Annotated in this window: 23 protein-coding genes, 2 tRNA genes, 2 pseudogenes and 1 riboswitch; of the genes and pseudogenes, 23 read left to right on the top strand and 4 right to left on the bottom strand. The window is 42.9% G+C overall.

What is annotated here, in order from left to right; all coding sequences use genetic code 11:
* Positions 1-10: 10 nt before the first annotated feature.
* Complete coding sequence (dapF, locus tag ACTNB3_RS00760; RefSeq protein ID WP_427806321.1) at positions 11-838, top strand: diaminopimelate epimerase; 828 nt, start codon at positions 11-13, stop codon at positions 836-838.
* Between the two features lie 15 nt (positions 839-853).
* The gene (locus ACTNB3_RS00755; RefSeq protein ID WP_441016566.1) at positions 854-2068 is read left to right on the top strand and encodes an LL-diaminopimelate aminotransferase; all 1215 of its coding nucleotides are present in this window, start codon (positions 854-856) and stop codon (positions 2066-2068) included.
* 577 nt (positions 2069-2645) lie between these two features.
* Here ACTNB3_RS00755 and ACTNB3_RS00750 read toward each other — a convergent pair.
* A complete protein-coding gene (locus ACTNB3_RS00750) occupies positions 2646-3473 on the bottom strand; it encodes a MerR family transcriptional regulator (protein ID WP_427818916.1) in 828 nt (275 codons plus the stop codon).
* Between the two features lie 122 nt (positions 3474-3595).
* Here ACTNB3_RS00750 and ACTNB3_RS00745 point away from each other — a divergent pair, with 122 nt between their 5' ends.
* The 18 genes and pseudogenes from ACTNB3_RS00745 to ACTNB3_RS00660 all read left to right on the top strand — a co-directional run bounded on the left by ACTNB3_RS00745 (position 3596) and on the right by ACTNB3_RS00660 (position 17597).
* Entirely contained in the window at positions 3596-4915 is a 1320-nt protein-coding gene (locus tag ACTNB3_RS00745; RefSeq protein ID WP_441024109.1) for an MATE family efflux transporter, read from the top strand.
* A 133-nt stretch (positions 4916-5048) separates the two neighbouring features.
* A tRNA-Gln gene (locus ACTNB3_RS00740) sits at positions 5049-5119 on the top strand.
* A gap of 54 nt (positions 5120-5173) precedes the next feature.
* Positions 5174-5247: transfer RNA gene (locus tag ACTNB3_RS00735), tRNA-Pro, on the top strand.
* Positions 5248-5614: 367 nt separating this feature from the next.
* A pseudogene (locus tag ACTNB3_RS00730) lies at positions 5615-6398 on the top strand (trans-sulfuration enzyme family protein); the annotation flags it as partial.
* Between the two features lie 110 nt (positions 6399-6508).
* Positions 6509-7189: an AzlC family ABC transporter permease gene (locus ACTNB3_RS00725; protein WP_441024107.1), complete on the top strand. Its 681-nt coding sequence runs from the start codon at positions 6509-6511 to the stop codon at positions 7187-7189.
* On the top strand, positions 7186-7509 hold the full coding sequence (locus tag ACTNB3_RS00720) for a branched-chain amino acid transporter permease (RefSeq protein ID WP_427818919.1): 324 nt from the start codon (positions 7186-7188) through the stop codon (positions 7507-7509). The genes ACTNB3_RS00725 and ACTNB3_RS00720 overlap by 4 nt, the downstream gene beginning before the upstream one ends.
* A gap of 72 nt (positions 7510-7581) precedes the next feature.
* Positions 7582-7848, top strand: a pseudogene (locus ACTNB3_RS00715) (tRNA threonylcarbamoyladenosine dehydratase); the annotation flags it as partial.
* Between the two features lie 83 nt (positions 7849-7931).
* Positions 7932-8564, top strand: a complete 633-nt coding sequence (locus ACTNB3_RS00710) for a TetR/AcrR family transcriptional regulator (RefSeq protein WP_427806329.1) — start codon at positions 7932-7934, stop codon at positions 8562-8564.
* The gene (locus ACTNB3_RS00705; protein WP_427806330.1) at positions 8551-9429 is read left to right on the top strand and encodes an ATP-binding cassette domain-containing protein; all 879 of its coding nucleotides are present in this window, start codon (positions 8551-8553) and stop codon (positions 9427-9429) included. Before ACTNB3_RS00710 ends, ACTNB3_RS00705 begins: the two co-directional genes overlap by 14 nt.
* Positions 9429-10214, top strand: a complete 786-nt coding sequence (locus tag ACTNB3_RS00700; RefSeq protein WP_441024105.1) for an ABC transporter permease subunit — start codon at positions 9429-9431, stop codon at positions 10212-10214. Before ACTNB3_RS00705 ends, ACTNB3_RS00700 begins: the two co-directional genes overlap by 1 nt.
* Positions 10215-10262: 48 nt before the next feature.
* Positions 10263-11108 (top strand): YitT family protein, encoded by an 846-nt coding sequence (locus ACTNB3_RS00695; RefSeq protein ID WP_427818922.1) that lies wholly within the window; start codon positions 10263-10265, stop codon positions 11106-11108.
* A gap of 145 nt (positions 11109-11253) precedes the next feature.
* Positions 11254-12261 (top strand): SPFH domain-containing protein, encoded by a 1008-nt coding sequence (locus ACTNB3_RS00690; RefSeq protein WP_441024103.1) that lies wholly within the window; start codon positions 11254-11256, stop codon positions 12259-12261.
* A gap of 1 nt (position 12262) precedes the next feature.
* The gene (locus tag ACTNB3_RS00685) at positions 12263-12475 is read left to right on the top strand and encodes a PTS ascorbate transporter subunit IIC (protein WP_427818924.1); all 213 of its coding nucleotides are present in this window, start codon (positions 12263-12265) and stop codon (positions 12473-12475) included.
* A 149-nt stretch (positions 12476-12624) separates the two neighbouring features.
* A riboswitch (cobalamin riboswitch) is annotated at positions 12625-12812 on the top strand.
* A gap of 219 nt (positions 12813-13031) precedes the next feature.
* A complete protein-coding gene (locus ACTNB3_RS00680; protein ID WP_441024101.1) occupies positions 13032-14219 on the top strand; it encodes a sirohydrochlorin cobaltochelatase in 1188 nt (395 codons plus the stop codon).
* Positions 14220-14235: 16 nt separating this feature from the next.
* Entirely contained in the window at positions 14236-14754 is a 519-nt protein-coding gene (locus tag ACTNB3_RS00675) for a hypothetical protein (protein WP_441024099.1), read from the top strand.
* A gap of 218 nt (positions 14755-14972) precedes the next feature.
* Positions 14973-15263: a cyclase family protein gene (locus ACTNB3_RS00670; protein WP_441024097.1), complete on the top strand. Its 291-nt coding sequence runs from the start codon at positions 14973-14975 to the stop codon at positions 15261-15263.
* A complete protein-coding gene (locus tag ACTNB3_RS00665) occupies positions 15235-15360 on the top strand; it encodes a hypothetical protein (protein ID WP_441024094.1) in 126 nt (41 codons plus the stop codon). The genes ACTNB3_RS00670 and ACTNB3_RS00665 overlap by 29 nt, the downstream gene beginning before the upstream one ends.
* Before the next feature lie 179 nt (positions 15361-15539).
* Entirely contained in the window at positions 15540-17597 is a 2058-nt protein-coding gene (locus tag ACTNB3_RS00660; protein ID WP_441024091.1) for a glycogen/starch synthase, read from the top strand.
* A 52-nt stretch (positions 17598-17649) separates the two neighbouring features.
* Here ACTNB3_RS00660 and ACTNB3_RS00655 read toward each other — a convergent pair whose 3' ends face one another.
* On the bottom strand, positions 17650-18408 hold the full coding sequence (locus tag ACTNB3_RS00655) for a sulfite exporter TauE/SafE family protein (protein WP_441024346.1): 759 nt from the start codon (positions 18406-18408) through the stop codon (positions 17650-17652).
* A 258-nt stretch (positions 18409-18666) separates the two neighbouring features.
* Here ACTNB3_RS00655 and ACTNB3_RS00650 point away from each other — a divergent pair, with 258 nt between their 5' ends.
* Both ACTNB3_RS00650 and ACTNB3_RS00645 read left to right on the top strand, forming a co-directional pair.
* Entirely contained in the window at positions 18667-19050 is a 384-nt protein-coding gene (locus ACTNB3_RS00650) for a TnpV protein (protein WP_441018986.1), read from the top strand.
* A gap of 240 nt (positions 19051-19290) precedes the next feature.
* Positions 19291-20157 (top strand): TraX family protein, encoded by an 867-nt coding sequence (locus tag ACTNB3_RS00645; RefSeq protein WP_441018902.1) that lies wholly within the window; start codon positions 19291-19293, stop codon positions 20155-20157.
* A gap of 78 nt (positions 20158-20235) precedes the next feature.
* Here ACTNB3_RS00645 and ACTNB3_RS00640 read toward each other — a convergent pair whose 3' ends face one another.
* Positions 20236-21672, bottom strand: coding sequence for a MobA/MobL family protein (locus ACTNB3_RS00640; protein ID WP_441018924.1), 1437 nt, complete (start codon positions 21670-21672; stop codon positions 20236-20238).
* Between the two features lie 247 nt (positions 21673-21919).
* The gene (locus tag ACTNB3_RS00635) at positions 21920-22135 is read right to left on the bottom strand and encodes a helix-turn-helix domain-containing protein (protein ID WP_117768996.1); all 216 of its coding nucleotides are present in this window, start codon (positions 22133-22135) and stop codon (positions 21920-21922) included.
* Positions 22136-22315: 180 nt separating this feature from the next.
* On the opposite strand from ACTNB3_RS00635, the gene ACTNB3_RS00630 reads away from it, so the two are divergent.
* Entirely contained in the window at positions 22316-23002 is a 687-nt protein-coding gene (locus tag ACTNB3_RS00630) for a helix-turn-helix domain-containing protein (RefSeq protein ID WP_441018904.1), read from the top strand.
* Positions 23003-23005 lie beyond the last annotated feature (3 nt).

Raw genomic sequence — 23005 nt, 5'->3', positions numbered from 1 at the left:
GAAGCGATCTATGAATTTTACGAAGATGCATGGACTTGGAAACGACTATGTATTTGTGAATTGCTTCAGAGAAAAGATAACAGAACCATCAGAATTAGCAAAAAGAATCAGTGACAGACATTTTGGAATTGGATCGGACGGATTGATACTGGTGAAACCTTCCGTGAAGGCTGATTTTAAAATGGAGATTTACAATGCGGACGGTTCCGCTGCAAAAATGTGTGGAAACGGGATCCGCTGTCTCGCGAAATACGTGTATGAGTGCAAAATGACGGCAAAGACGGCTTTGACGATAGAAACCGCCTGCGGGATACGTAATCTGGCGCTTCAGATTGAGGAAGGTGAGGTGGAGGCAGTCTGCGTGGATATGGGAACCCCCAGACTGAATACCCATTGCATCCCGATTTTGTGCGAGCGAGATCTTGTACTGAATGAACCGATCACGGTGAAGGGAGAGGAATACCGGATTACGGGGATTTCCATGGGGAATCCACACGCAGTTGTCTATGTGGATCATGTGAAGGATTTCCCGGTGGAGGAGCTGGGACCGGCGTTTGAGTTCCATCCCAGGTTCCCGGATCGGATCAATGCAGAGTTTTGTCAGGTGATTGATCGAAAAACGATTGCCATGAGAATCTGGGAAAGGGGTTCGGGAGAGACGCTTGCCTGTGGTACGGGAGCCTGTGCCGCCTGTGTTGCATCCGTATTGAATGACTTGACAGATGAGAAAGTTACAGTTAAATTATTAGGAGGAGAATTAGCCGTCAGATGGGACCGCAAGGTCAATCATGTGTATATGACAGGACCTGCAGAGCGGGTGTTTGACGGAATTTTATAAAAGGAGAAGATATCAATGTACAAAGTAAATGAAAATTATCTGAAATTACCGGGAAGCTATCTGTTTTCCAATATTGCTAAGAAAGTAGCCGCGTTTCAGGCTGCAAATCCGGACGCATCCATCATCCGTCTGGGAATCGGTGATGTTACCCAGCCGCTTGCACCGGCGATCATTGAAGCGCTCCACAGTGCGGTGGATGAGATGGCACACGCCGAGACATTCCACGGCTATGCGCCGGATCTTGGGTATGAATTTCTGAGAAGTGCGATTGCAAAGAATGATTTCCAGGCACGCGGATGTGATATCGCATCGGATGAGATCTTCATTTCCGATGGAGCAAAATGCGATTCCGGAAACATTCAGGAGATTTTTGGACCGGATTGTAAGATTGCAGTATGTGACCCGGTTTACCCGGTTTATGTAGACACCAATGTCATGGCAGGACGTACCGGTACATACGACGCAGCTACCGGAACTTGGAGTGATGTGATCTATATGCCGTGTACGGCTGAGACCGGATTTGCACCGGAACTTCCGGAAAAGACACCGGATATCATTTACCTGTGTTTCCCGAATAATCCGACCGGAGCAACGATCACCAAAGACGAACTGCAGAAATGGGTTGATTATGCAAATAAAGTCGGAGCTGTGATCATTTACGACGCAGCTTATGAAGCATATATTACAGAAGAAAATGTACCACACAGCATTTATGAATGCGAAGGTGCAAGAACCTGCGCGATCGAACTCCGCAGCTTCTCGAAGAATGCAGGATTCACCGGAGTCCGTCTGGGTGCAACCGTTATTCCGAAAGATCTGAAATGCGGTGATGTGATGCTGCACTCTCTCTGGGCAAGAAGACATGGAACCAAGTACAATGGCGCTCCATATATCGTACAGAAAGCCGGCGAGGCTGTTTATTCAGAAGCGGGCAAGGCACAGCTGAAAGAGCAGATTGCATACTATCAGAAGAATGCAAAGACGATTTTTGAAGGACTGAAAAATGCAGGATACACCGTATCCGGAGCAGTGAATTCCCCGTACATCTGGCTGAAGACACCGGACAATATGACTTCATGGGAGTTCTTCGATTACCTGCTTGAGAAAGCGAATGTGGTAGGCACACCGGGATCCGGATTCGGACCGAGCGGAGAAGGATATTTCCGTCTGACCGCATTCGGAAGCTATGAAAACACACTGGAAGCAATTAAGAGAATTCAGAGTATTTAGTAAGAGTGGCCAGGGGACGTACCCCTGGCCACATTTTACAATAATATTACATAGAATTTATGTGTTTTTATCTGTCACTTGATATATTTACTCTGTTAATGTGCGAGATGCGGCATATGTTTTACTGTGCATGCAAGGTGCAAAAAGGAAAGGAGATCCAATTATGGAAAAGGACAGACAAAAAAGACGAGGGTTACTGAGAAGTATTTGCCAGAACGGAAACCGATCTGAATGGAGAACGGGCGCCACAGGGAAACAGAGACAGTGAGACAAATCTTGGCGATCTGATCACAGATGCGATGCTGTGGAACGTCTCAAAGGATGTGAATTAATCGTGTTACGATTAAGAGTGTGAACGGAAGAGCATTTGACCCGGCTGAGACATACGCTGTAGTAATCAATAATTTCTGTGCGGCAGGGCTTGGTGCCATTGGATATACAGTCCGAAAGAAATATACTGCAATGTAAAATGATACTTCAGGGCTGAACTTCGAATTGTTAAAATATATGAGCGCAAATTACTTTTTGATTCACAGATACGTGAAGGTAGAGAGTAATTTGCGCTTTTGACATTTGGTTACAATTTGCTGCAGGCACGCTCTGTATTTTTGGAGGCTTCTGCTTTTATCTGTAATTCCGTAATGTGTTCCCCGTAATTCGCGGACTGGTGAATGTCAATCCATAAAAACTCAAGAAGATCACCGGATAAAATCAGATGGTGTTTATCAGCATATTCTTGTATCATAGGAAAATAAGACTTGTGTTGGTGAGAATTGCCCTGATAACAGACGGAGAGATAGTCCCCTTCGTCCAGTTCATCCGTTCCGTTCGGATCAATAATGAATACCCCGGCATAGTTTCCGAAACGATTTTGGGTTGCATCTTCAAGAGGAAGAAATGAGCCGATTCGATTATTGCCAATAATGTACAGGTGATTTTTATCCTTATTCATCAGTTGCTTGATGAGCATATCCATTTCTTCGTCCGTATGGTAAAGGTGGTTGAGAATATGGCATTTACGCTTGGGAAAATGTTTAAGTATTACGGTGTCAAGTGGCTGGCGGGTAGCTTTTTCCAAGGTGGATAACCGTTCGGAAACATTTTCTTTCAGTTTTTCCAGAGCCTTCATATGTTCTTCTATGAGCCCTAATTCTTCCTCCAGGAGCGTTCGGGTGGACTCGATACTCCGGTTCTGCATATAATTCCGGATCTTTTCCATCGGAAAGTCTAAACGGCGCAGATCGCGTATGACGTTCAGTTTCCAAAGATCATCAAGACCGTAGATCCGGTATCCATTTGCCCCTCTTCTGGGAGATAAAATTCCAAGTTTTTCATAATAACGCAGAGAATCTGTACCAATCTGATAAATCTTTGAAATTTCACCGATCGTATAGTATTGTTTCATAAGTGACTCCTTTTATTGAGAACAGAAAAAATTTAAAACATTTTGCAAAAACGGGTTGACCTTAGTATTATACCAAGGTTTAATCTGAAAAGGAAGCGTATGAAAGTAGAGGTTTTTGTTTTATGCAATTGGAAGGCAAGTCGCTAAAGACAGATTTTTTGAAATTTATCATTCCGTCGATTATCGCACAGTGTGTATTCTCTTTATATACGATGGTGGACGGAATCTTTGTTGCACGAGGAGTTTCGGAAGTGGCACTTACGGCAGTCAATATATCCATGCCATTTTCGGTAGGATTATTTTCAATTTCGTTGTTATTTGCTGTAGGAAATTCTACAATCGTTGCAATATCTTTGGGAAAGGGGGAAAAAGAGAGGGCGAATCAGGTGTTTACCCAGAACATAGTGGTTCTTTGTGTGCTGGCGGTAACCGTGACAGCGCTGGTACTGATTTTTCTGGAACCATTTGCCAGATTTCTGGGCGCAACGGATACGATTCTTCCCTATGCGAAGGAATATATTGGTACAATCGCGCCATTTGCGATTGCGTACATGCTTTCGTATTCTTTTGAAACTCTGATCAAGACAGATGGGTATCCGAAGCTGGCTACGATTTATGTTACCAGCGGTGCAGTTCTAAACTGCATTCTGGATTATCTTATGGTAATACGATGGAACCAGGGCGTACGGGGAGCAGCTTGGGCAACAGGCCTTTCTCAGGCTGCTGTCATTGTACTGTATCTAAAGCATTTCCTCGGGCCCAAAGGAACGATCCGCTTTGCCGGATTCCGGTTCAGCTTTGCGGTTATATGGCGTCAGATACAGAATGGGTTCGCGTCCGGCATTACGGAGTTTTCGGGTGGAATGATCATCTTCTTCTTTAACCAGGCCATACTGGCATTTATCGGAGAAGAAGCCTTGGTAAGTTATACGATCATTTCCTACGTGAATACGATTGTGGTGATGTCAATGACCGGAATCGCTCAGGGAACACAGCCGCTGATCAGCTATTATTATGGTAAAGGGGAGCGGAAAAAGTATCAGAAGCTTCTGAAATACGGGATTGTGGCGGCTATGGTATTTTCGGGTGTATCAACGGCAGGCTGCTATCTGGGAGCAGAAGGAATTGTAAAAGTATTCCTGGAAAACGACAATCCGCAGCTCATAGCGTATACTGTGCGAGTGTTTCGCGTTTTTATCCTGTCCTTTCTGCTGGCGGGATATAATGTAGTGATTGGCGGGTATTTTACATCGATCGAAAAGGCAGGATTTGCAGCGGCAATATCATTGACGAGGAGTCTGGTTGCGTTGGTGGGAAGTCTGGTGATTCTGACGGCTGTGTTCGGCGGAGAAGGAATCTGGTGGTCACCGCTTTTGGCAGAAACAGTTTGCCTGATTCTGGCCCTTGGAATGCTGAACTGGTACAGAAAAAAGCAGATGTGAAATGTCTGAAAAAAGAAAGAAAAAACACAAGAAAACTTTCTTTAAAAAAAATAAAAAAAGGGGTTGCATTTCATGGAAGTTCTGGTATAATAACATTGTTCGCTGATGAGAGCGGCTAACAAACACCAGATAATGCGGATTGGTGTAATGGCAGCACAGCAGACTCTGACTCTGTTAGTAGAGGTTCGAGTCCTCTATCCGTAGCTCCTTAATTGAATAAGGGAAAAGGATATTCTGAAAAGAATATCCGAAACACATCGGAGTGTGGCTCAGCTTGGTAGAGCGCTACGTTCGGGACGTAGAGGTCGCAAGTTCAAATCTTGTCACTCCGATTTTTTAAACCACAAAACTTGAAGACGCAGGTTTTGTGGTTTTTTAGATAGTAGGGACGTTTCTTTTGCCACGACCAGCGCCCATTGGCATGATTTTATATCGAAGTTCCACTCCATGAGAGAATGATCTCATGAAAAAAGAAAATGAATAAAGGTGGGGTTCACCACTTACCACAAAGCAGCAGCATGAGGAAGAGAGTTTCTTCATGCTGCTGCTTTGCTATAGTTTATTCCTATATATCGTAATAATATATCTGGATTAGGCAGTGACATTTATATATGGTAAACTTATATTCATTGGAATGGTAAAAAAATGATAAGACCTTACAGAAAATATGAAAAAATGACTTTTAGGAGAGAGGAAAGTATGGACAGAGGGATCAATACAAGATGTCTTCATTTAAAAGAAACAGAAGGGAAATCAGAAAACTATGGAGCGATAAGTTATCCAATATATCAGACATCAACTTACGCACACCCGGGTGTTGGGAAAAGTACGGGATACGATTACACTATTGATGGAGCTGTTTGAGCCCGGTGATCATTTGGTTGTCGAATCAGATCTGTATGGTGGGAGCATTCGACTGTTTGATAATGTCTCTAAAAAGAATCATTATGAATTTACATTTCTGGATTGTTCTAATGAAGATGTAGAGGGGGTCATTCGGGAAAACACGAAGGCCATATATATAGAAACGCCTACGAATCCGATGATGAATGTTTCAGATATATCTTACATTGCCGGAATAGCGAAGAAACATCATTTATTGTTGATTGTGGATAACACATTCTTGTCACCATATTTTCAAAACCCATTGGAACTTGGAGCTGATATTGTAATACACAGCGGGACAAAGTTTCTGGGAGGACATAATGATACACTTGCAGGATTTGTTGTAACGAACAACGAAGAAATACAGGAGAGACTTCGTTTCCTTATAAAGACTACAGGGGCAGGGCTTTCGCCTTTTGATAGCTGGCTGCTTCTAAGAGGAATTAAAACACTGGGAATACGTATGGAGAAATCACAGGAAAATGCAATTCAAATAGCTGCCTAGCTGAAGCAACAAAGTTGTGTGAAAAACGTGTATTATCCCGGTCTGCCGGAACATCCCGGCTATGAGATTATGAAGAAGCAGGCAAGAGGATTTCAGAGGATAAATGTTGCAGCTCCAAGAAAAATAATCACGGAATGCCTTGAACGGATTCGGGGAATATTGTGAAGATAAGTAACATTAAAAGAGAGAGGGAAAGTGTTAAATTGAGAAAAGAAATCCTGAAAAATGCATTTATAAAGTCCATACCAATCATGTTCAGTTATCTGTTCGTCAGTATGGCGTATGGAATCATGATGGAAGAGGCAGGATTTAAATGGTATTACTCATTGTTCATCAGTATGACGGTGTATACAGGGGCGTTTCAGTTCCTTCTGATTACTTTTTTGAGCAGTGGCGCTTCTATTCTTACCATCGCATTGATGGCTTTTTTGATGAATAGCCGGCAGGTATTCTATAGTCTGACATTTGTGGATGAATTCAGAGAAATGGGGAAGAAAATGTTGTATATGATCCACACCATGACAGACGAGACTTATGCGGTTAACCTGACTCTTGACTCAAAAGGGAAAGAAAAAGAAGATACCATGTTCCTGATTGCATTGCTCTCCCGATGTTACTGGATGATTGGCGCTGTTACGGGGGGAATCCTGGGGCAGGTGATTCCGTTTGATCTGAAAGGGATTGATTTTTGCATGACGGCCTTATTTATTATCATCTTTATAGACCAGTGGGAGAAGGCGGATAACCATCTGCCTGCTCTGGCGGGTCTGGCAGTGGCATTGATTTGTCTGATTACAATCGGAGAGAGGAGTTTTATACTTCCCTCATTACTTATTATATCGGGCATGCTACTGGTTGTACGTAAACGGAGGAGTGGAGAGTGAATAAAAATGAGATTATTCTTGCAATTTTGGTATCTGCCGTTATAACATTCTCACTTCGTGCTCTGCCGTTCGTGGCTTTCCACGATGGAAGAAAGATGCCGGAAGAACTGGTCTATCTTGGAAAAATCCTGCCTTCTGCAATTATGGCGGTATTGATTGTGTATTGTCTGAAAAGTGCAGTGACAGACTGGAGAGGGACCGGAGTACCGGAACTGATTGCGGCAGTGGTGACGGTGATTAGCTACAAGTGGAAACATAATACGTTATTTTCAATCGTATCAGGGACGGTATGTAACATGTTGTTGTTGCGTTTGATGTAGAGAATCGTAGGAGGATTAAAATGCTGCATATTTGTCGCAAATCTGTAAAATTATATTTGAGGGGACAAGCCAATGATAAATCAATTTTCAAGGACACAGTTACTGTTGGGAGAAGAAGCAATGAAACGACTTGCGGGGGCGAAAGTGGCAGTATTCGGAATCGGAGGTGTGGGAGGATATGTGTGCGAAACGCTGGTAAGGAGTGGCGTGGGAGCTTTTGACCTGATCGATGATGATAAAATCTGTCTGACGAACCTGAATCGTCAGATCATCGCCACAAGAAAAACAGTAGGAAAATATAAAGCAGATGTAATGAAAGACCGGATTCTGGAAATAAATTGGGCCTTCTCAAAATCGGTCAATCGTATATAATAGTAATTAACCGAACCGGTCAATAATCGGAGAAGCCAAGGAGGAACGCCATGAACGAGAAATTCTTTTCCCTTCCGATAGAAAAGCAGGAAGCGATCATCAACGCCGGCTATCGGGTGTTTTCGGAAAATTCTTATAAGAAAAGTCCAATGAGCGAGATTGCGGATGCAGCCGGAATCAGCAAGTCTTTATTATTCTATTATTTTCATAATAAAAAAGAGCTGTATTTGTTCCTGTGGGAGAATTGTGCGCAGCTCACGATTGAAGAACTGACGAAAAGTGGATGTTATGAGCAGAAGGATCTGTTTGAAGCTATGTACAAAGGAACGCAGGCGAAAGTACGTATCATGCGGAGGTATCCGGAAATTGGGAAATTTACGCTCAAGGTGTATTACGAGAAGGACCCGGAGGTCAGGGCGGATATCCAGAAAAGCATCGCAAAATATGCCGATTTTAAACAGAATGTCAAACAACTGAACTTTGACTCCAGTCAGTTTGTCCCCGGCATAGACATCGAAATGATGTATAACGATATGTACTGGGCTTCGGAAGGATATATCTGGGAAAAGATTCAGGATGAGAAGTACGATGTGGACATGATGGAGCGGGATTTCCTGAAAATGGTGGATTTCTGGAAATCTATTTATTTACGAAAAGAGGGGGAACACGATGAAGGCAATTGAAACAACGGATCTGACCAAATATTATGGTAAAGCAAGAGGGATTATTAAGTTGAATCTGTCGGTAGAAGAAGGAGAGTTTTTCGGATTTATCGGACCGAACGGGGCGGGGAAGTCTACCACGATCCGAACGCTTCTGGGACTGATCCATCCGACTTCGGGGCAGGCTAAAATACTGGGAATGGATATAGGGAAGGATAGAAATCAGATTCTGTCTGAAGTGGGATACTTGCCTTCGGAAGCAGTATTTTATCAGGGGATGAAGGTCAAAGATATTTTGAAGTTGTCTGCGGATCTGAGGAAGACAGACTGTGCGAAAGCATCGGCAGAATTATGTGACCGGCTGCAGCTTGATACGAGCCGGAAAGTGGAAGAGCTGTCTTTCGGGAACAGGAAAAAAGTTGCGATCGTTGCGGCGCTGCAGCATAATCCGAAGTTATTGATTCTCGATGAACCGACCAGTGGTCTGGATCCGCTCATGCAGAGGGAATTCTTCTCTGTCTTGAGAGAGAAAAATGAACAGGGTACAACCATTTTCCTGTCCAGCCATGTGCTGTCAGAGATTCAGAGAAATTGTACGAGAGCGGCAATTATTCGGGAAGGACGTATGATTGCCTGCGACAGTGTGGAAGCATTGTCCCGCACCAATGCAAAACGCATCACGATTCATGGAGCAATCTCACTTCAGGGATTGGATGGTGTACGTGATCTTCAGGAAACAGACGGCGTATCTAGTTTTCTTTATAGTGGAGATATCAAACGACTTCTCCAGATACTTGCAGGCAGTGATATCACGGATCTTTCGGTCGCAGAGCCGGATCTGGAAGAAATATTTATGCATTACTATGAGGATGGAGGGGAGCAGTAATGACGTTAACAAAGCATGAATTAAAACAAGGCTGGAAAGCACTTGCGATATGGACGGTGTCGATCGCTTTTTTTATTGTAATCTGTGTGCTGCTGTATCCTGAAATGAAAGGTGAAATGGAAGGTGTCAGCGACATATTCGCTTCCATGGGAGCATTTACAGCAGCTTTTGGCATGGATCGTTTGAATTTTGGTACTCTGATCGGATTCTATTCTGTTGAGTGTGGAAATATTCTGGGATTAGGCGGAGCATTTTTTGCCTCTTTTGTTGCAGTCGGGGTTCTGGCAAAGGAAGAAAAAGAAAGAACCGCAGAATTTCTGCTTACACATCCGGTCAGCAGAAGCCGGGTTGTCAGTGAAAAGCTGATTTCTGTTCTTATTCAGATCGTGATTCTGAATGCGATCATCTTTGCGCTGTCGGTTGCTTCCATTAAAGGAATCGGAGAAGAGATCATGTGGAAAGAAATTTCGCTGATCCATCTTGCATTTTCCCTGGTGCAGCTGGAACTGGCAGGTATATGCTTTGGAATTTCAGCATTTATCAGAAAAAGCGGAATCGGAATCGGACTGGGAATTGCGACTGCGATGTATTTCCTGAATATTGTGGCTAATATTTCCGAAAGCGCAGAATTCTTAAAATATATCACACCATTTGGCTATGCCGAGAGCGCGGACATTGTGGAAAATGGCTGTCTGGATGGGAAAATGATTTTGATCGGGATGGCTGTGGCTGTCATTTGTGTTGTTCTGGGATATTGGAAATATTGCAGGAAGGATATTCAATAGACACAATTTGTGATATGATAATGGAAGAAATATATTTTGGAGGTTATCATGAAAAAACAAGGTGTGTTCAAAGAGATGGCTATCCTTACAGGTGCAGTTGCGATCATCGCAGCAGCAGTATTTTTCTTCCTGATTCCGAGCCATACAGCGGTCAGCAGTATTTCAGGTCTGGCTATCGTGTTATCGAATTTTATCCCGCTTTCGATTTCAGCGATTACAATGATTCTGAATGTAGGATTGCTGATCATCGGATTTATCCTGTGCGGGCCGGAATTCGGATATAAGACCGTGTATACATCCATCATGCTTCCGGTATTTATGGGGATTCTGGAAGCGCTTCTGCCAAATAATCAGTCGCTGACCGGAGATCAGGCACTTGATGTACTCGCCTATATCCTGCTGGTGAGTGTGGGACTCAGTATTTTGTTTAACCGCAATGCGTCATCAGGAGGACTGGACATTGTTGCGAAAATCATGAACAAATTCCTGCATATGGAGTTGGGGAAGGCGATGTCCCTTGCCGGAATGTGTGTGGCACTTTCTGCTGCATTTGTTTATGACTCAAAGACGGTTGTACTGAGTGTGATCGGTACGTATTTTAACGGGATCGTGGTGGATTACTTTATTTTCGGGCAGAACGAAAAGAAAAGAGTGTGCATTGTATCCCAGAAGGAAGAATTGGTGCGGGATTTTATTCTGAACGATCTGCACAGCGGTGCAACGATCTATGAAGCGATTGGGGCGTATACGCTTGAAAAGCGCCGGGAGATCATTGCAATTGTAGACAAACATGAATATCAGAAGCTGATGAGATTCATGAATGAAAAGGATCCGGATGCATTTATGACGGTGTATTCGGTACATGACATGAGATATAAACCGAAAGTGTATTGAGAAATCAAAGCCAGTGATTTGTGTGAATCCACATTTCACCGGCTTTTGTTTTTTAATCCAAAATCTATTTTCTTTTCAAAATTATATTGCACATATGAAATAAATATGATATCATTTTGATATCAAAATAAAGGAGGGGAAACTCATGAAGGAAATCACATTAAACAATAGGAAGAACGGAATGCCGGTACTGCTTCTGACCATTGCTCTGTATGTACTCGCAACGTTAGGACTGATCTTTGGAATCGAATACGAATACTGGATCCTTGTGGTCCTTTGCAGTATCTGGCTGGCACTTGGCTGGATTTTGTTTTTAGGTCTTAAGACACTGAAACCACAGGAAGCGCTTGTGCTTACTCTTTTCGGAAATTATGTCGGTACGCTGAAAGAGCCTGGTTTCTATTTTGTGAATCCGTTCTGTGTAGGTGTGAATCCGGCTGCGAAGACAAAGCTGAACCAGAGCGGAGACGTGGACAGCCAGTCCAAGAGGTCTGTAATTTTCACACAGCCACAGGCAGGACAGGCTGCGGAGACGGTGAATAAGAAGATCTCTCTGAAGGTTATGACACTGAATAACAACCGTCAGAAGATCAATGACTGCCTCGGCAACCCGGTGGAGATCGGAATTGCCGTTACATGGCGGGTAGTGGACACAGCAAAAGCAGTTTTTAATGTAGACAACTATAAGGAATACCTTTCTCTGCAGTGCGATAGTGCGCTCCGTAATATTGTGCGGCTATATCCTTACGATGTATCTCCGAATGTAGATACCACAGGAGACGGTGTCGCGGATGAAGGAAGCCTTCGCGGTTCCAGCGAAGTGGTTGCGGCAAGAATTAAAGAAGAGATCCAGGGCAGAGTGGAGGAAGCAGGCCTTGCGATCATCGAAGCGCGTATCACTTATCTGGCATATGCTCCGGAGATTGCGGCAGTCATGCTTCAGCGACAGCAGGCTTCTGCGATCATCGATGCGAGAAAAATGATCGTTGACGGAGCCGTGGGCATGGTGGAGATGGCACTTGAAAGGCTGGAAGAGAAGGATACAATAGCATTAGACGATGAAAGAAAAGCTGCGATGGTATCTAATCTGCTGGTTGTGCTTTGTGGAAATCATGATGCACAGCCGATAGTAAATACAGGAAGTCTTTACTAATATGGCAGAAACGAAAAAACAGATACCGCTTCGGGTATCACCAAAACTGTACGATGCCCTCGCAGCCTGGGCTGAAGATGATTTCCGTTCACTGAACGGGCAGATTGAATTTTTACTGACTGAATGTGTGAAGCAGCATCGAAAGGATGGCAAATATATTTCGAAGGAATTGCATGTGCGTCCACAGATCGATCTTCCGGAGAAAGAAGAATAATACATAAAAAGGCGGTGATGAGCCGTCTTTTTATGTTATGTGCAGGAGTTGTCGCCCGGAGTGGTCCGGCCGAAATAGATGAACATGCAGCGATTGAATTTGGAATCGGGGAAAACGAAGAAGCAGGCTTTACATTTCAGGCGGGTTGTGATAAGGTATGTTCGTCAGGTTCAGACAGCATTAGCTGTCTGATTAAAAGGGAAACAGGTGGAAGTCCTGTACGAACTCGTCACTGTAAACGGGGAGTGCAAGGCCAGGAATGTCACTGAGCAATTGGGAAGGCGGCCTTGGATCTGGATCCGTAAGTCAGGAGACCTGCCTGCAAAAAACGGAGTGGGAAGAACCCACAGGCCACGAGTAACTGGTCGCAACCGATAAGAGTCATATTCCACATTCTCATCATCAGGCACCGGTGAAAGACTGGCTGTTTTGGAGAGAGTGCTGTTTGCGTATGTTATTATGAAGTGTGCCTTTTACCGGCGATATGGGAAAGGCACCTCTTTTTTGTTGTACGCATTATCGGGAGAACGACAAAATAAGAAGGAGGAGATTCAGAATGAGGAAAAGATTACTCACAATTCTACTGGCCGTTTCCGTAATCAGCACATTAACAATAGCAGGATGTTCTGGTGGAAATGGGGAAGAAAAAGAGGAGACCAAAGAAACAGAAGATGATCAGAAAGCAGCGAATGAGGTGGCAGATTTGATAGACGCAATCTATGTTCAGGAAAGAAACGATCAGACGGATGAAGCGTGTAAGGCTGCAAAAGAAGCATGGGATGAACTGACGGATGAGCAGAAGGAACTGGTAGAAGGAGAAAATGCGGACCCGGATTATTTTGGAAAAGATACCGGAGACGCATCCGCCGACGATTCAAGGAACCAGGATGGAATCGGAGAAAATGAACTTCTGGCAGTCAGCTTCGGAACATCTTACAATGACAGCCGCGTGGAAGATATTAAAGGAATAGAAGATGCCCTGCAGGAGGCATATCCTGACTGGTCCGTAAGAAGAGCATTTACATCGCAGATTATCATCAATCACATACAGGCGAGAGACGGAGAATGTATTGACAATATGGATCAGGCTCTGGAGCGTGCAGTGAAAAATAATGTGAAGAATCTGATCGTACAGCCGACCCACTTGATGCATGGAGCAGAATATGATGAACTGGTCAAAGCAGTGGAGCGTTACCAGGACAAATTTGAATCCGTAAAGTTTTCGGAACCGCTTCTGGGTGAAGTGGGAAGCGATGCTTCGGCAATCAATTCAGATAAAGAAGCTGTTGCAAAGGCAGTGACGGCACAGGCTGTTGAAACAGCAGGATATGACAGCCTCGATGCAGCGAAGGAAGATGGTACGGCATTTGTATTTATGGGACATGGCACCTCCCATACGGCAAAAGTTTCCTACAGCCAGATGCAGACACAGATGCAGGTACTCGGCTACGACAATGTATTTATCGGGACCGTCGAAGGGGAACCGGAAGAAACTTCCTGCGAGGCAATTATTGAAGCAGTAAAAAATGCGGGATATAAAAAGGTCATTCTCCGGCCGTTGATGGTTGTGGCGGGGGATCACGCAAATAATGATATGGCCGGAGAGGATGAAGATTCATGGAAGAGTCTGTTTGAAAATTCCGGATTTTTTGAACAAGTGGATGTGCAGATTGCAGGACTTGGTGGAATCGAGGCTATTCAGCAGATTTATGTTGATCACACTGCGGCAGTCATTGATAAATAATGGGAGGATCAGAAGTATGAAGAAGAAAATAGCAGCCATGCTTGGAATGGCAATACTGGCATCCGCGTTGATGCTCGGATGTGGAAAGAAAGAAGAAGCTGCAAAGACAGATACCGAGACACTTACGGAAGATACAGCTCAGAGTGAAGAAGCCGGGGAGGCTGAACTGGAAGACGGAATTTACAGTGCAGAATTCCAAACTGACAGCAGCATGTTTCATGTAAATGAAGCCTGTGACGGAAAAGGAACTCTGACGGTTAAGGATGGTCAGATGACGATTCACATTTCACTTACATCGAAAAATATTGTCAATCTCTATCCGGGACTTGCAGAGGCTGCCGTGAAAGAAGGAGCGGAGCTTCTGATTCCTACCGAAGATACGGTTACCTATAGTGATGGAACGACGGAAGAAGTGAATGGATTTGATGTTCCGGTTCCGGCGTTGGATGAAGAATTTGACCTTGCGCTGATTGGAACGAAAGGAAAATGGTATGATCATAAAGTCAGCGTATCGAATCCGGTTCGGGAAGAATAAAATGTCAGGGTACTGTTAAGTTACAGCGAAATCGTTGGTGGAACGGAGATCGAACCTGGAAGAAACAAATAATGTGAATAACCGGACGGTACAATTGGCAGGATGAACAAAATTGTAACGTCTGGTTTTTTATTATAAGGGAAAATAATTGATGATTGACAATATTGTTTTCAAAAAAGTGATATACTGGATAAAATAGGTTAATGGAGGGAGAAGAGATGAGAATATATGATATTTCGCAGGAAGTGTTCGGATGCAATGTATTTCCCGGAGATTCGGCTCCTGAAAAAGAGATCTTATCCGTGATAGCAAAGGATTCGCCATGCAATTTATCGGCATTTCGAATGTGTGTCCACAACGGAACACATGTGGATGCTCCATATCATTTTTTCCAGAAAGGAGGAACAATCAACCAGGTAAAACTGGAAAAATTTATCGGAAATGCCTATGTAACAGAACACACTTCTGGGAGCGGAAATTGTGTTGCTGGAAGGAATCTGTCTGGATAGGGTTCCCGAAGGATGCTATTTCCTGAATGCGACACCGATCAATCTGGGAGGCGGAGATGGGGCACCTTGCCGGGCGATACTGGTGGAATTGGACTGAGTTATTTTGAAAGAAGATAAGACTCCTGCCACGCGGTAAGTACGTCGAGGTGTATTTGAAAGTTACTTTATAAAAAGAATACGAAATTTACCCATTTTTGGATTTGTGTGCTATAATAATATAAGATTCTAAATATTACAAACAGTGAACAATTAGGATTTTTTATGGAGAGGTATAAAATGGCAAGAAAACAAACTACCAAAACTACAGTAAAGAAAAGTACACCGGCAAAAAGGACTGCCAAAAAGGCAACGGTTGAAGCTTCTTTGACAACGGAGCCGGGAGAAGAAATCGTGAAAGAAGAGATTGCTAAGGAAACTGAGAAACCGGAAGGGGCAGATGCAGTAAAGGCGGAAGCACCTGAAGAAAAGAAAACTACGAAGAGGGCAGCAGCAAAGAAAACGACTGCGATAAAGAAAACAACGACAAGAAAAACTACCAGAAAAAAAGCAAAACCTGCAGAAAAAGAGGCGGAAGAAGTGAAAGCTGAAGAGCCAAAGGCAGAGGAAGTAAAAGAAGAGAAACCGGAAGAAGTTAAGGCGGAAGCGGTAGTAGAAGTAAAAGAAGAACCGGTAGTAGAAGAAGCACCGGTGGAAGAAACCAAAGAAGAACCGGCAGCAGAAGAAGCACCGGTGGAAGAAACCAAAGAAGAACCGGCAGCAGAAGAAGCACCGGTGGAAGAAACCAAAGAAGAACCGGCAACAGAAGAAGCACCGGCAGAGGAAACCAAAGAAGCACCGGCAGAAGAGGTAAAAGAAGAACCGAAACAGGAGGTATATATGAGTCCAAGAAGAAGTATCGCATTTATCGGTTCAGAATGCTATCCATTCGTGAAGACCGGAGGTTTGGGTGATGTTATGTACGCGCTCCCGAAGGCATTAGTTAAACAGAATTGTGATGTGAAGGTAATTATCCCACGTTACAAATGTATACCGCAGAAATATCAGGAGAAGATGGTATACAAAGGATCCTTCCAGATGAATCTGTGTGCAGACGGCAGATCCTATTATGTAGGTATTATGGAATATGTATGGGATGGAGTTGTGTATGATTTTATTGATAATGAAGAATTTTTCAGCAGTGGAAATCCATATACGAATCTGATTGATGATATTCCGAAATACTGCTATTTCGCCAAGGCAGCACTTGCAGCACTGAATTATCTGAACTGGGTTCCGGATATCATTCATTGTCACGACTGGCAGGCAGCTCTGGTTCCGGTATATCTTAGAACTTTATTCGAAAATACAAAGCTGACTACTGCAAAGACGATCTTAACGATCCATAATCTGCGTTTCCAGGGTATTTACAATATTCCGACGATCCGCTACTGGTCAGGACTTCCGGATTACGTATTTAACAAAGATGCACTGAAAGTAAACTACAACGATGCGAATATGTTAAAAGGAGGACTGGCTTACGCTAATATTATTACAACTGTCAGCAATACATACGCCGGTGAGATTCAGACAGCATACTACGGAGAGAAACTGGATGCGCATCTGAGACATCACTGGAGAAAATTGAGAGGTATCGTCAACGGTATCGATTATGATATCTGGAACACCAGCACAGATTCCAGATTGTATGCAAACTATGACATCACGAATGTATTAGAGAAGAAGAGGGAAAACAAGCGGAAACTGCAGGAAGAGCTGGGACTTGTTCAGGATGACCATAAGTTTGTCATTGGTCTGATTTCGAGATTGACCGATCAGAAGGGACTGGATCTTGTCAATACCATTCTTCGTCAGGTTATGGATGAACATACCCAGTTCGTTGTACTTGGTACCGGAGATGATGTATATGAGAATTCTTTCCGTTATTATGAGAATGCATATAAGGGAAATGTATGCTCCAACATCATGTATGATGAAACAAGAGCTCACAGAATTTATGCGGGTGCAGATGCTTTACTGGTACCTTCGCAGTTTGAACCTTGCGGACTTACCCAGTTAATTGCTATGCATTATGGTACAATTCCAATTGTTCGTGAGACCGGTGGACTGAAGGACACTGTTGAACCATATAACATGTTTACGAATACAGGAAACGGATTTACATTCGACCGTTATGATGCAGGCTTGTTATTGGATGCTATTAACAGAGCAAAGACATTATTCTTTACAAATCGCTGGTGCTGGGATGAGATGGTTCAGAGAGATATGGACAAGAACTTTTCATGGGAGAATTCAGCAAAACAGTATAAGGAGCTGTATCTGGAATTGACAAGATAGTATTGTGATTTCTGATAAAAAATAATGGGATACCGGTGGTATCCCATTATTTTTAGCTGACAATATTGACAAGGAATATTGCACCGCCCAAGATGGTAAGTACAATTCCGGTAGAACGATTGAGTGTTGCTGCACTTGCCTTGTTTGCAAATTTGGCAGCAATGCGTGCCCATAACAGTGTTGAGAGAATACAGAGGATCAGAGGGAGCATTTCCGGCATACCGCCGATCATAAAGTGACTTCCCGCTCCGGTTAATGCTGTAAAGGTCATAATAAATACGCTGGTACCAACAGCGGTTTTTAGCTCGTAACCCAGAACACTGGTCAGGATCAGAAGCATCATCATTCCGCCGCCGGCGCCGATGAAACCGCAGATAAAGCCTACGATCATACCACTTAATACCGATTGAACAAATCGTTTTTTCGGACTGACAGATGCCATTTTTTCTTTGGTTGTCATAACCGGCTTCACGATAAATTTGATGCCGACCAGAAGTGTCATACATGTGGAAAAGCTTCCCATGGTTGAATTTGGGACTTTACTTGCCACAAAGCTTCCAACGAACGTGAAGATCAGGACGGTGATCATCATGACAAGACCGTTTTTGATATCCAGATTCTTATTTTTGCCGTAAGTATAAGCACTGACAGCACTGGCAAGGACGTCACTTGCCAGTGCGATTCCAACTGCATCATATGCAGGCATGCCCAGAAATGTAATCAGCATGGGACTTATGACAGCGGCTGCACTCATTCCGGCAAATCCGGTTCCCAGTCCTGCGCCCATTCCTGCAATAAAACAAATTTCAATTTGAAAACTATAAAATTATGAGTGATTATTGCTCTCCATAGGTTATCAATAAAATCCCCAAAAAGCCTTGAAAATAAAGGATTTATCGCAATGTGTTCGCCTTATCCCTTTATATGATTTCACACAAGTTTACTCTTTCCCTGATTGCTTATAAGGGCAAATTCAAGGGCAAGAAAATCTCATAACAAGATATAACAGCGTGTGGCAATCGGGAAACTGTGATGTATGTGCGAATAGATTATTTTGGAGGATAACACAATGGAAAAATACATTTATGATAAAAGCAATGGCTTATGGTATGAGTTGCAGGGAGATTATTATATTCCTTGCCTTACTTTACCAACCGAAAAAGAACGCAAGCCTATCGGCTTATGGGGACAGCGACACAAACGCTATTTACAGGAACATAAACGGGCGGTTTACACAACGCTTCTCACAAGCGGCAAGTTGAACAGTTACCTTTCTGACATTGACGAACAGGCAACAGAAATGATGTTTCGATTGGTTGAACAAATGGCTGATACGGAGGGTGTGACCGAACAACTCAAAGCAGAAAACCCGATGTTGTGGATTGGAAGAATGAACGAGATACAAGCAAGGGCGAGAGAAATTGTGTGTAGTGAATTTATTTACAACAAATAAGTGTAACGCTTTATTATACTAAAATACAGTGGGTAGGGAAACCTCTTACCTACTGTATTTTGCACTTGTGGTATCAATAAAATGAGGCTTATCATTAACAGTAGCGTTACATCCATACGCTAGTTTGTCTTGTGGGAAGTGAATACCAGCATAGAAATCTTCACGCCTTTGTGGTATACTTTTAATACAGTTGTAAATTACAATTTCAAAAGACATTATTTGAAAGAAAAAGGAAGTATTATGAAATTACAAAACAATGGCATAAGTACAACTTGTTTAAAATGGATAGCACTCATATGTATGGTATTTGACCATGTTGCTGAATTTATACCATATATGCCGATATGGTTTCGATGGATAGGTAGAATTTCGGCTCCTATTTTTGTTTTTTGTATGGTAGAAGGAATTAAATATACAAAAAACAGAAAAAAATATCTCATTCGGTTATATACAGCCAGTGTGATTATGGCTGTGATTCAGACCTTTACAGGGGTAAGTAATAACTATTTTTTACCATTATTCTGTACAGCATTTTTTTTGAAAATTATCATTGAAAAAACAAATATTAAACGAAGAATTATACTATATATTACATGGCAAATTCTAAGTTTTTTGATTATATTATCAATGTGTTATTTTTACGATGAGAACCTGATTACAATGAAGTTAATACCAGCATTGTTGGGTTCATATATGTTTAGTGAAAGCGGACTTTTTGCATTAATAGAAGGATTATTATTTTATTATGCATATAATAATAAAAAAAGAATTACGATTTTGTATTCAGTGTTTTGTGGAATATTTGCATTGTTTAGTTTGAAAGCATACATTCCAATAGCACTAAGTTATATTCAAAATATTCCTATAATCGGAGATGTAATTAGTGAATTCATTGAACTAGCATTAATGGGATATTTTGAAGCTTTTGCTCCTATTTATAATGGTGGCTCACCATTATTGGATAACTATCAGTGGATGCAAATTTTTGCATTACCAGTTTTGCTCTATTATAATGGGGAAAAAGGAATGGGTATGAAAAAATTCTTTTATATTTTCTATATTTTACATATTTGTATTTTATGGGGAATTAGTACATACATTTTTTAAGTTCAGGTTGTAAGGAAACGGATAAGATGTTATGTAAGACACCGCCAGCGGTCACACGCTGGGCGGTGTTTTTCATGCCTATCGGCTATCTCTGTCAATGGATTTCTTACGCTGTCTTTGCGGTGGTTTTTGTTTGTTGCGTTCCTGTATCTCACGCAGATGTTTTAGCACGCTCTGCTTTTCGGGCGGTTTGTGTTGTTCTTTAGAGGTGGCTGTCGGCTTCCTGCTGACTTGGTATTCCCACTCGGCAAGGTCATGGTTGTACTGTTCTACAACGCTTTCCATTTCTCGGAAAGTACGCATAAAAACTTGCACATCAGGATAACCGTCCGCTTTGAGTGTATCGGGGATTTTATCCAGCCTGTCGGCAATCTCCGTTTCGGTTTCTTTGATTTTTACCTCCAACGCTTTTCGTTCTTTACCTTTGAAAAGCCCCTTTGTATCGGCAAGCTGCTGTTTCAACTGTGGCAGAACTTTATCTCGCAAGTTTTTGATTTTTACCGCCTTATCCTGTACCTTTATCATCAGGTTTCGCATATGGCGGAACTCTGCCATATCAATATCAAGCGTAGGCTTGGGCGGCATATCTTTTTCCCGAATAAGTTTTTGCAGAAAATCTTTTGCCTTTGCTACAATCCCACGGAACAGATTAGGCAGCCAGCCTTTGCTTTTGATAGATTGGCTTGCTTTTTCGTGTATCTCGGTCTGTTTGACCTCTAAAATCTTTGCTTCGGAAATACCCGATATGAGTGCCATATCCGCCGTTCTGTTCCATTCCTGCCTTGCGATGTTGTCCGCTTCAATCTCGTCGGCTTTGGGATTGTTCTTGCCGATTTTCTTGGTGGGAAGATAAACGCTGTTCTTATCAAATACCTTTAACCGCTGTTCGGGATCGGAGATATGCCGATTGATAAGGTCGGTGTAAATCTCTTTTACCTCCCGAAGAAAAGGCTCGCTTTTGAATTTATCATCTTTCACGGTAAAGAGGTGGCTTTCGTAAACCTCACCCTTTTTAATGACGGTGCAGCCTTTTCGTATCTGTCCGTCCTCCCCTGTAATTTCTTTTTTAGTGCGTACCCTTTTGCCTGTTTCATCATAGAAAACGCTGCGTGTGGCTATCTTGATGTCAGGCTCAGGAAACAGTTTTCTTTCGCTGAAGATAAGATGGATATGATAATTGGTCTTGCGTTTGTTATGGTGGAGGGCTGACACGCACTCCACACCATACCGCCTGTGGAACTCCTCCGTAAAATCTTCAAGGACTTCCTGCGGCTCGTATCTCGTATAAATTTCGGGCAAGGCGATAATCAATTCCCTTGCTTCGATACATTTCCCCTCTGTACCGCTTCGCTTAAATTCCTGCTGGCTTTCCCTTGCGAGATTACTCCAAAATTCATTGTTGGCGGTGCGGTAGGTGGCATAAAGGTTTTCCTGCCTTGCGTGGCTTGTGATATAGGATATTCTTCCCTTGACATTGGGTAGCTTCGACATCTGTATAAAACTGTGTCTTGCCATATACTCCTTCCTCCCGTGACGGGCATACTCTTTTTGCAACCGAGAAATCGGTTGCCGCTGTTTCGGCGGCGTAAGCAGACGGACAGCGAAGAAAACAGCGGGCTGTTTTCTTCTGTATCATAGCGGCGGTGCTTTGTCCGAAGCTGTGATACAGTGCCCCCTGCAAGGGCGAAATACCCAGAGTACAAATCGAAGATTTGTGCGAGGGGTGTATTTCGCTCTCAAACGCCGAGGGCTTGGAGAATGTTTATTCTACTTTGCGGACATCGTTTTCATTGAGCAGATTTCTTCCCTGATTGACGCTCATAAATCGCTCTAAAGTATCCCTGCGGATAATCGCTTTTCTGCCGACCTTGAGGACAGGCAACTTGCCCCACTCTACCAACTTACGCATTGTATTTCTTCCGATACCCGTACATTCTGCGGCTTCTTCTATGGTTAAACCCATTTTGATATTGCTCATTTTATCAACCTCCTTTCAAAATACGCATTTTGCAACTATGTATCTGTAATTATACTTATTCTGCTATCTCTTGTCAACTCAATTTGCAACTTATTAAGAAATATTTTTGCATATTATTAAATTTATAGTTGCAAAATAGGTTTTGCTGTGTTATACTATCAGCAATAGGAGGTGAAAACCTTGAAAAAAGAAATTACATTCACCGCAAAACAGGTCGGTGAACGAGTGAAAGAACGCCGAACAGAATTAAACTTAACAATGCCCGAACTTGGTAAGCGTGTCGGGGTAAACAAATCTACCATTCAAAGATATGAAGCGGACGGAGTAGACCCGAAGCGTACAATGATTATCAACGGACTGGCAGAAGCACTCCTGACCACTCCCGAATGGCTGACAGGATTTTCTGAAGATAAGGAATATGACAGCCGCACTTTATGTGCAAAGGACATGGAGGAACATATCAAAAAATATCTTGATACGGTTTCTTCTGTGGTAAAGGGAGAACCACATCAACAACTGCTCACCACATTTCTCGGAAAAATGATTGACCTCTATACGGTTATGACTTATCACTTTGCAGACGCTATGGATGAGGTTGACCGTGTAGCAGAGGACGAGGGCTTAAAGCAGTCTTTACGCCGCTATGCGATTGAGTCAGGGGCGATTATGGAAAGAGTTTACCGTAAAGAAATGGAACTTCCTATCGAGGATATGAAGCAGTTTTTAGATGGGATTTTACATATCTACGATGAGGGACGCACCGCTGTAAAGATGGGCGACCTGTTCGGGATAGTGACAGCAGCCGAAGAAAGGGTTGCTGAAAAAGAAAAATTCCGTGGCTCTTTGACAAGTGAAAACGATGACTGACAC

The sequence above is a fragment of the Bariatricus sp. HCP28S3_D3 genome (genome assembly GCF_052065755.1).
Lineage (GTDB): Bacteria > Bacillota > Clostridia > Lachnospirales > Lachnospiraceae > Allocoprococcus.
This window is presented reverse-complemented; position numbering and strand designations above follow the sequence as displayed.

Bases quoted from the DNA above. Each gene is read 5' to 3' on its own strand.
- dapF (WP_427806321.1), top strand. From the start codon at position 11: ATGAATTTTACGAAGATGCATGGACTTGGAAACGACTATGTATTTGTG.
- ACTNB3_RS00755 (WP_441016566.1), top strand. From the start codon at position 854: ATGTACAAAGTAAATGAAAATTATCTGAAATTACCGGGAAGCTATCTG.
- ACTNB3_RS00750 (WP_427818916.1), bottom strand. From the start codon at position 3,473: ATGAAACAATACTATACGATCGGTGAAATTTCAAAGATTTATCAGATT.
- ACTNB3_RS00745 (WP_441024109.1), top strand. From the start codon at position 3,596: ATGCAATTGGAAGGCAAGTCGCTAAAGACAGATTTTTTGAAATTTATC.
- ACTNB3_RS00710 (WP_427806329.1), top strand. From the start codon at position 7,932: ATGAACGAGAAATTCTTTTCCCTTCCGATAGAAAAGCAGGAAGCGATC.
- ACTNB3_RS00705 (WP_427806330.1), top strand. From the start codon at position 8,551: ATGAAGGCAATTGAAACAACGGATCTGACCAAATATTATGGTAAAGCA.
- ACTNB3_RS00700 (WP_441024105.1), top strand. From the start codon at position 9,429: ATGACGTTAACAAAGCATGAATTAAAACAAGGCTGGAAAGCACTTGCG.
- ACTNB3_RS00695 (WP_427818922.1), top strand. From the start codon at position 10,263: ATGAAAAAACAAGGTGTGTTCAAAGAGATGGCTATCCTTACAGGTGCA.
- ACTNB3_RS00690 (WP_441024103.1), top strand. From the start codon at position 11,254: ATGAAGGAAATCACATTAAACAATAGGAAGAACGGAATGCCGGTACTG.
- ACTNB3_RS00685 (WP_427818924.1), top strand. From the start codon at position 12,263: ATGGCAGAAACGAAAAAACAGATACCGCTTCGGGTATCACCAAAACTG.
- ACTNB3_RS00680 (WP_441024101.1), top strand. From the start codon at position 13,032: ATGAGGAAAAGATTACTCACAATTCTACTGGCCGTTTCCGTAATCAGC.
- ACTNB3_RS00675 (WP_441024099.1), top strand. From the start codon at position 14,236: ATGAAGAAGAAAATAGCAGCCATGCTTGGAATGGCAATACTGGCATCC.
- ACTNB3_RS00670 (WP_441024097.1), top strand. From the start codon at position 14,973: ATGAGAATATATGATATTTCGCAGGAAGTGTTCGGATGCAATGTATTT.
- ACTNB3_RS00660 (WP_441024091.1), top strand. From the start codon at position 15,540: ATGGCAAGAAAACAAACTACCAAAACTACAGTAAAGAAAAGTACACCG.
- ACTNB3_RS00650 (WP_441018986.1), top strand. From the start codon at position 18,667: ATGGAAAAATACATTTATGATAAAAGCAATGGCTTATGGTATGAGTTG.
- ACTNB3_RS00645 (WP_441018902.1), top strand. From the start codon at position 19,291: ATGAAATTACAAAACAATGGCATAAGTACAACTTGTTTAAAATGGATA.
- ACTNB3_RS00640 (WP_441018924.1), bottom strand. From the start codon at position 21,672: ATGGCAAGACACAGTTTTATACAGATGTCGAAGCTACCCAATGTCAAG.
- ACTNB3_RS00635 (WP_117768996.1), bottom strand. From the start codon at position 22,135: ATGAGCAATATCAAAATGGGTTTAACCATAGAAGAAGCCGCAGAATGT.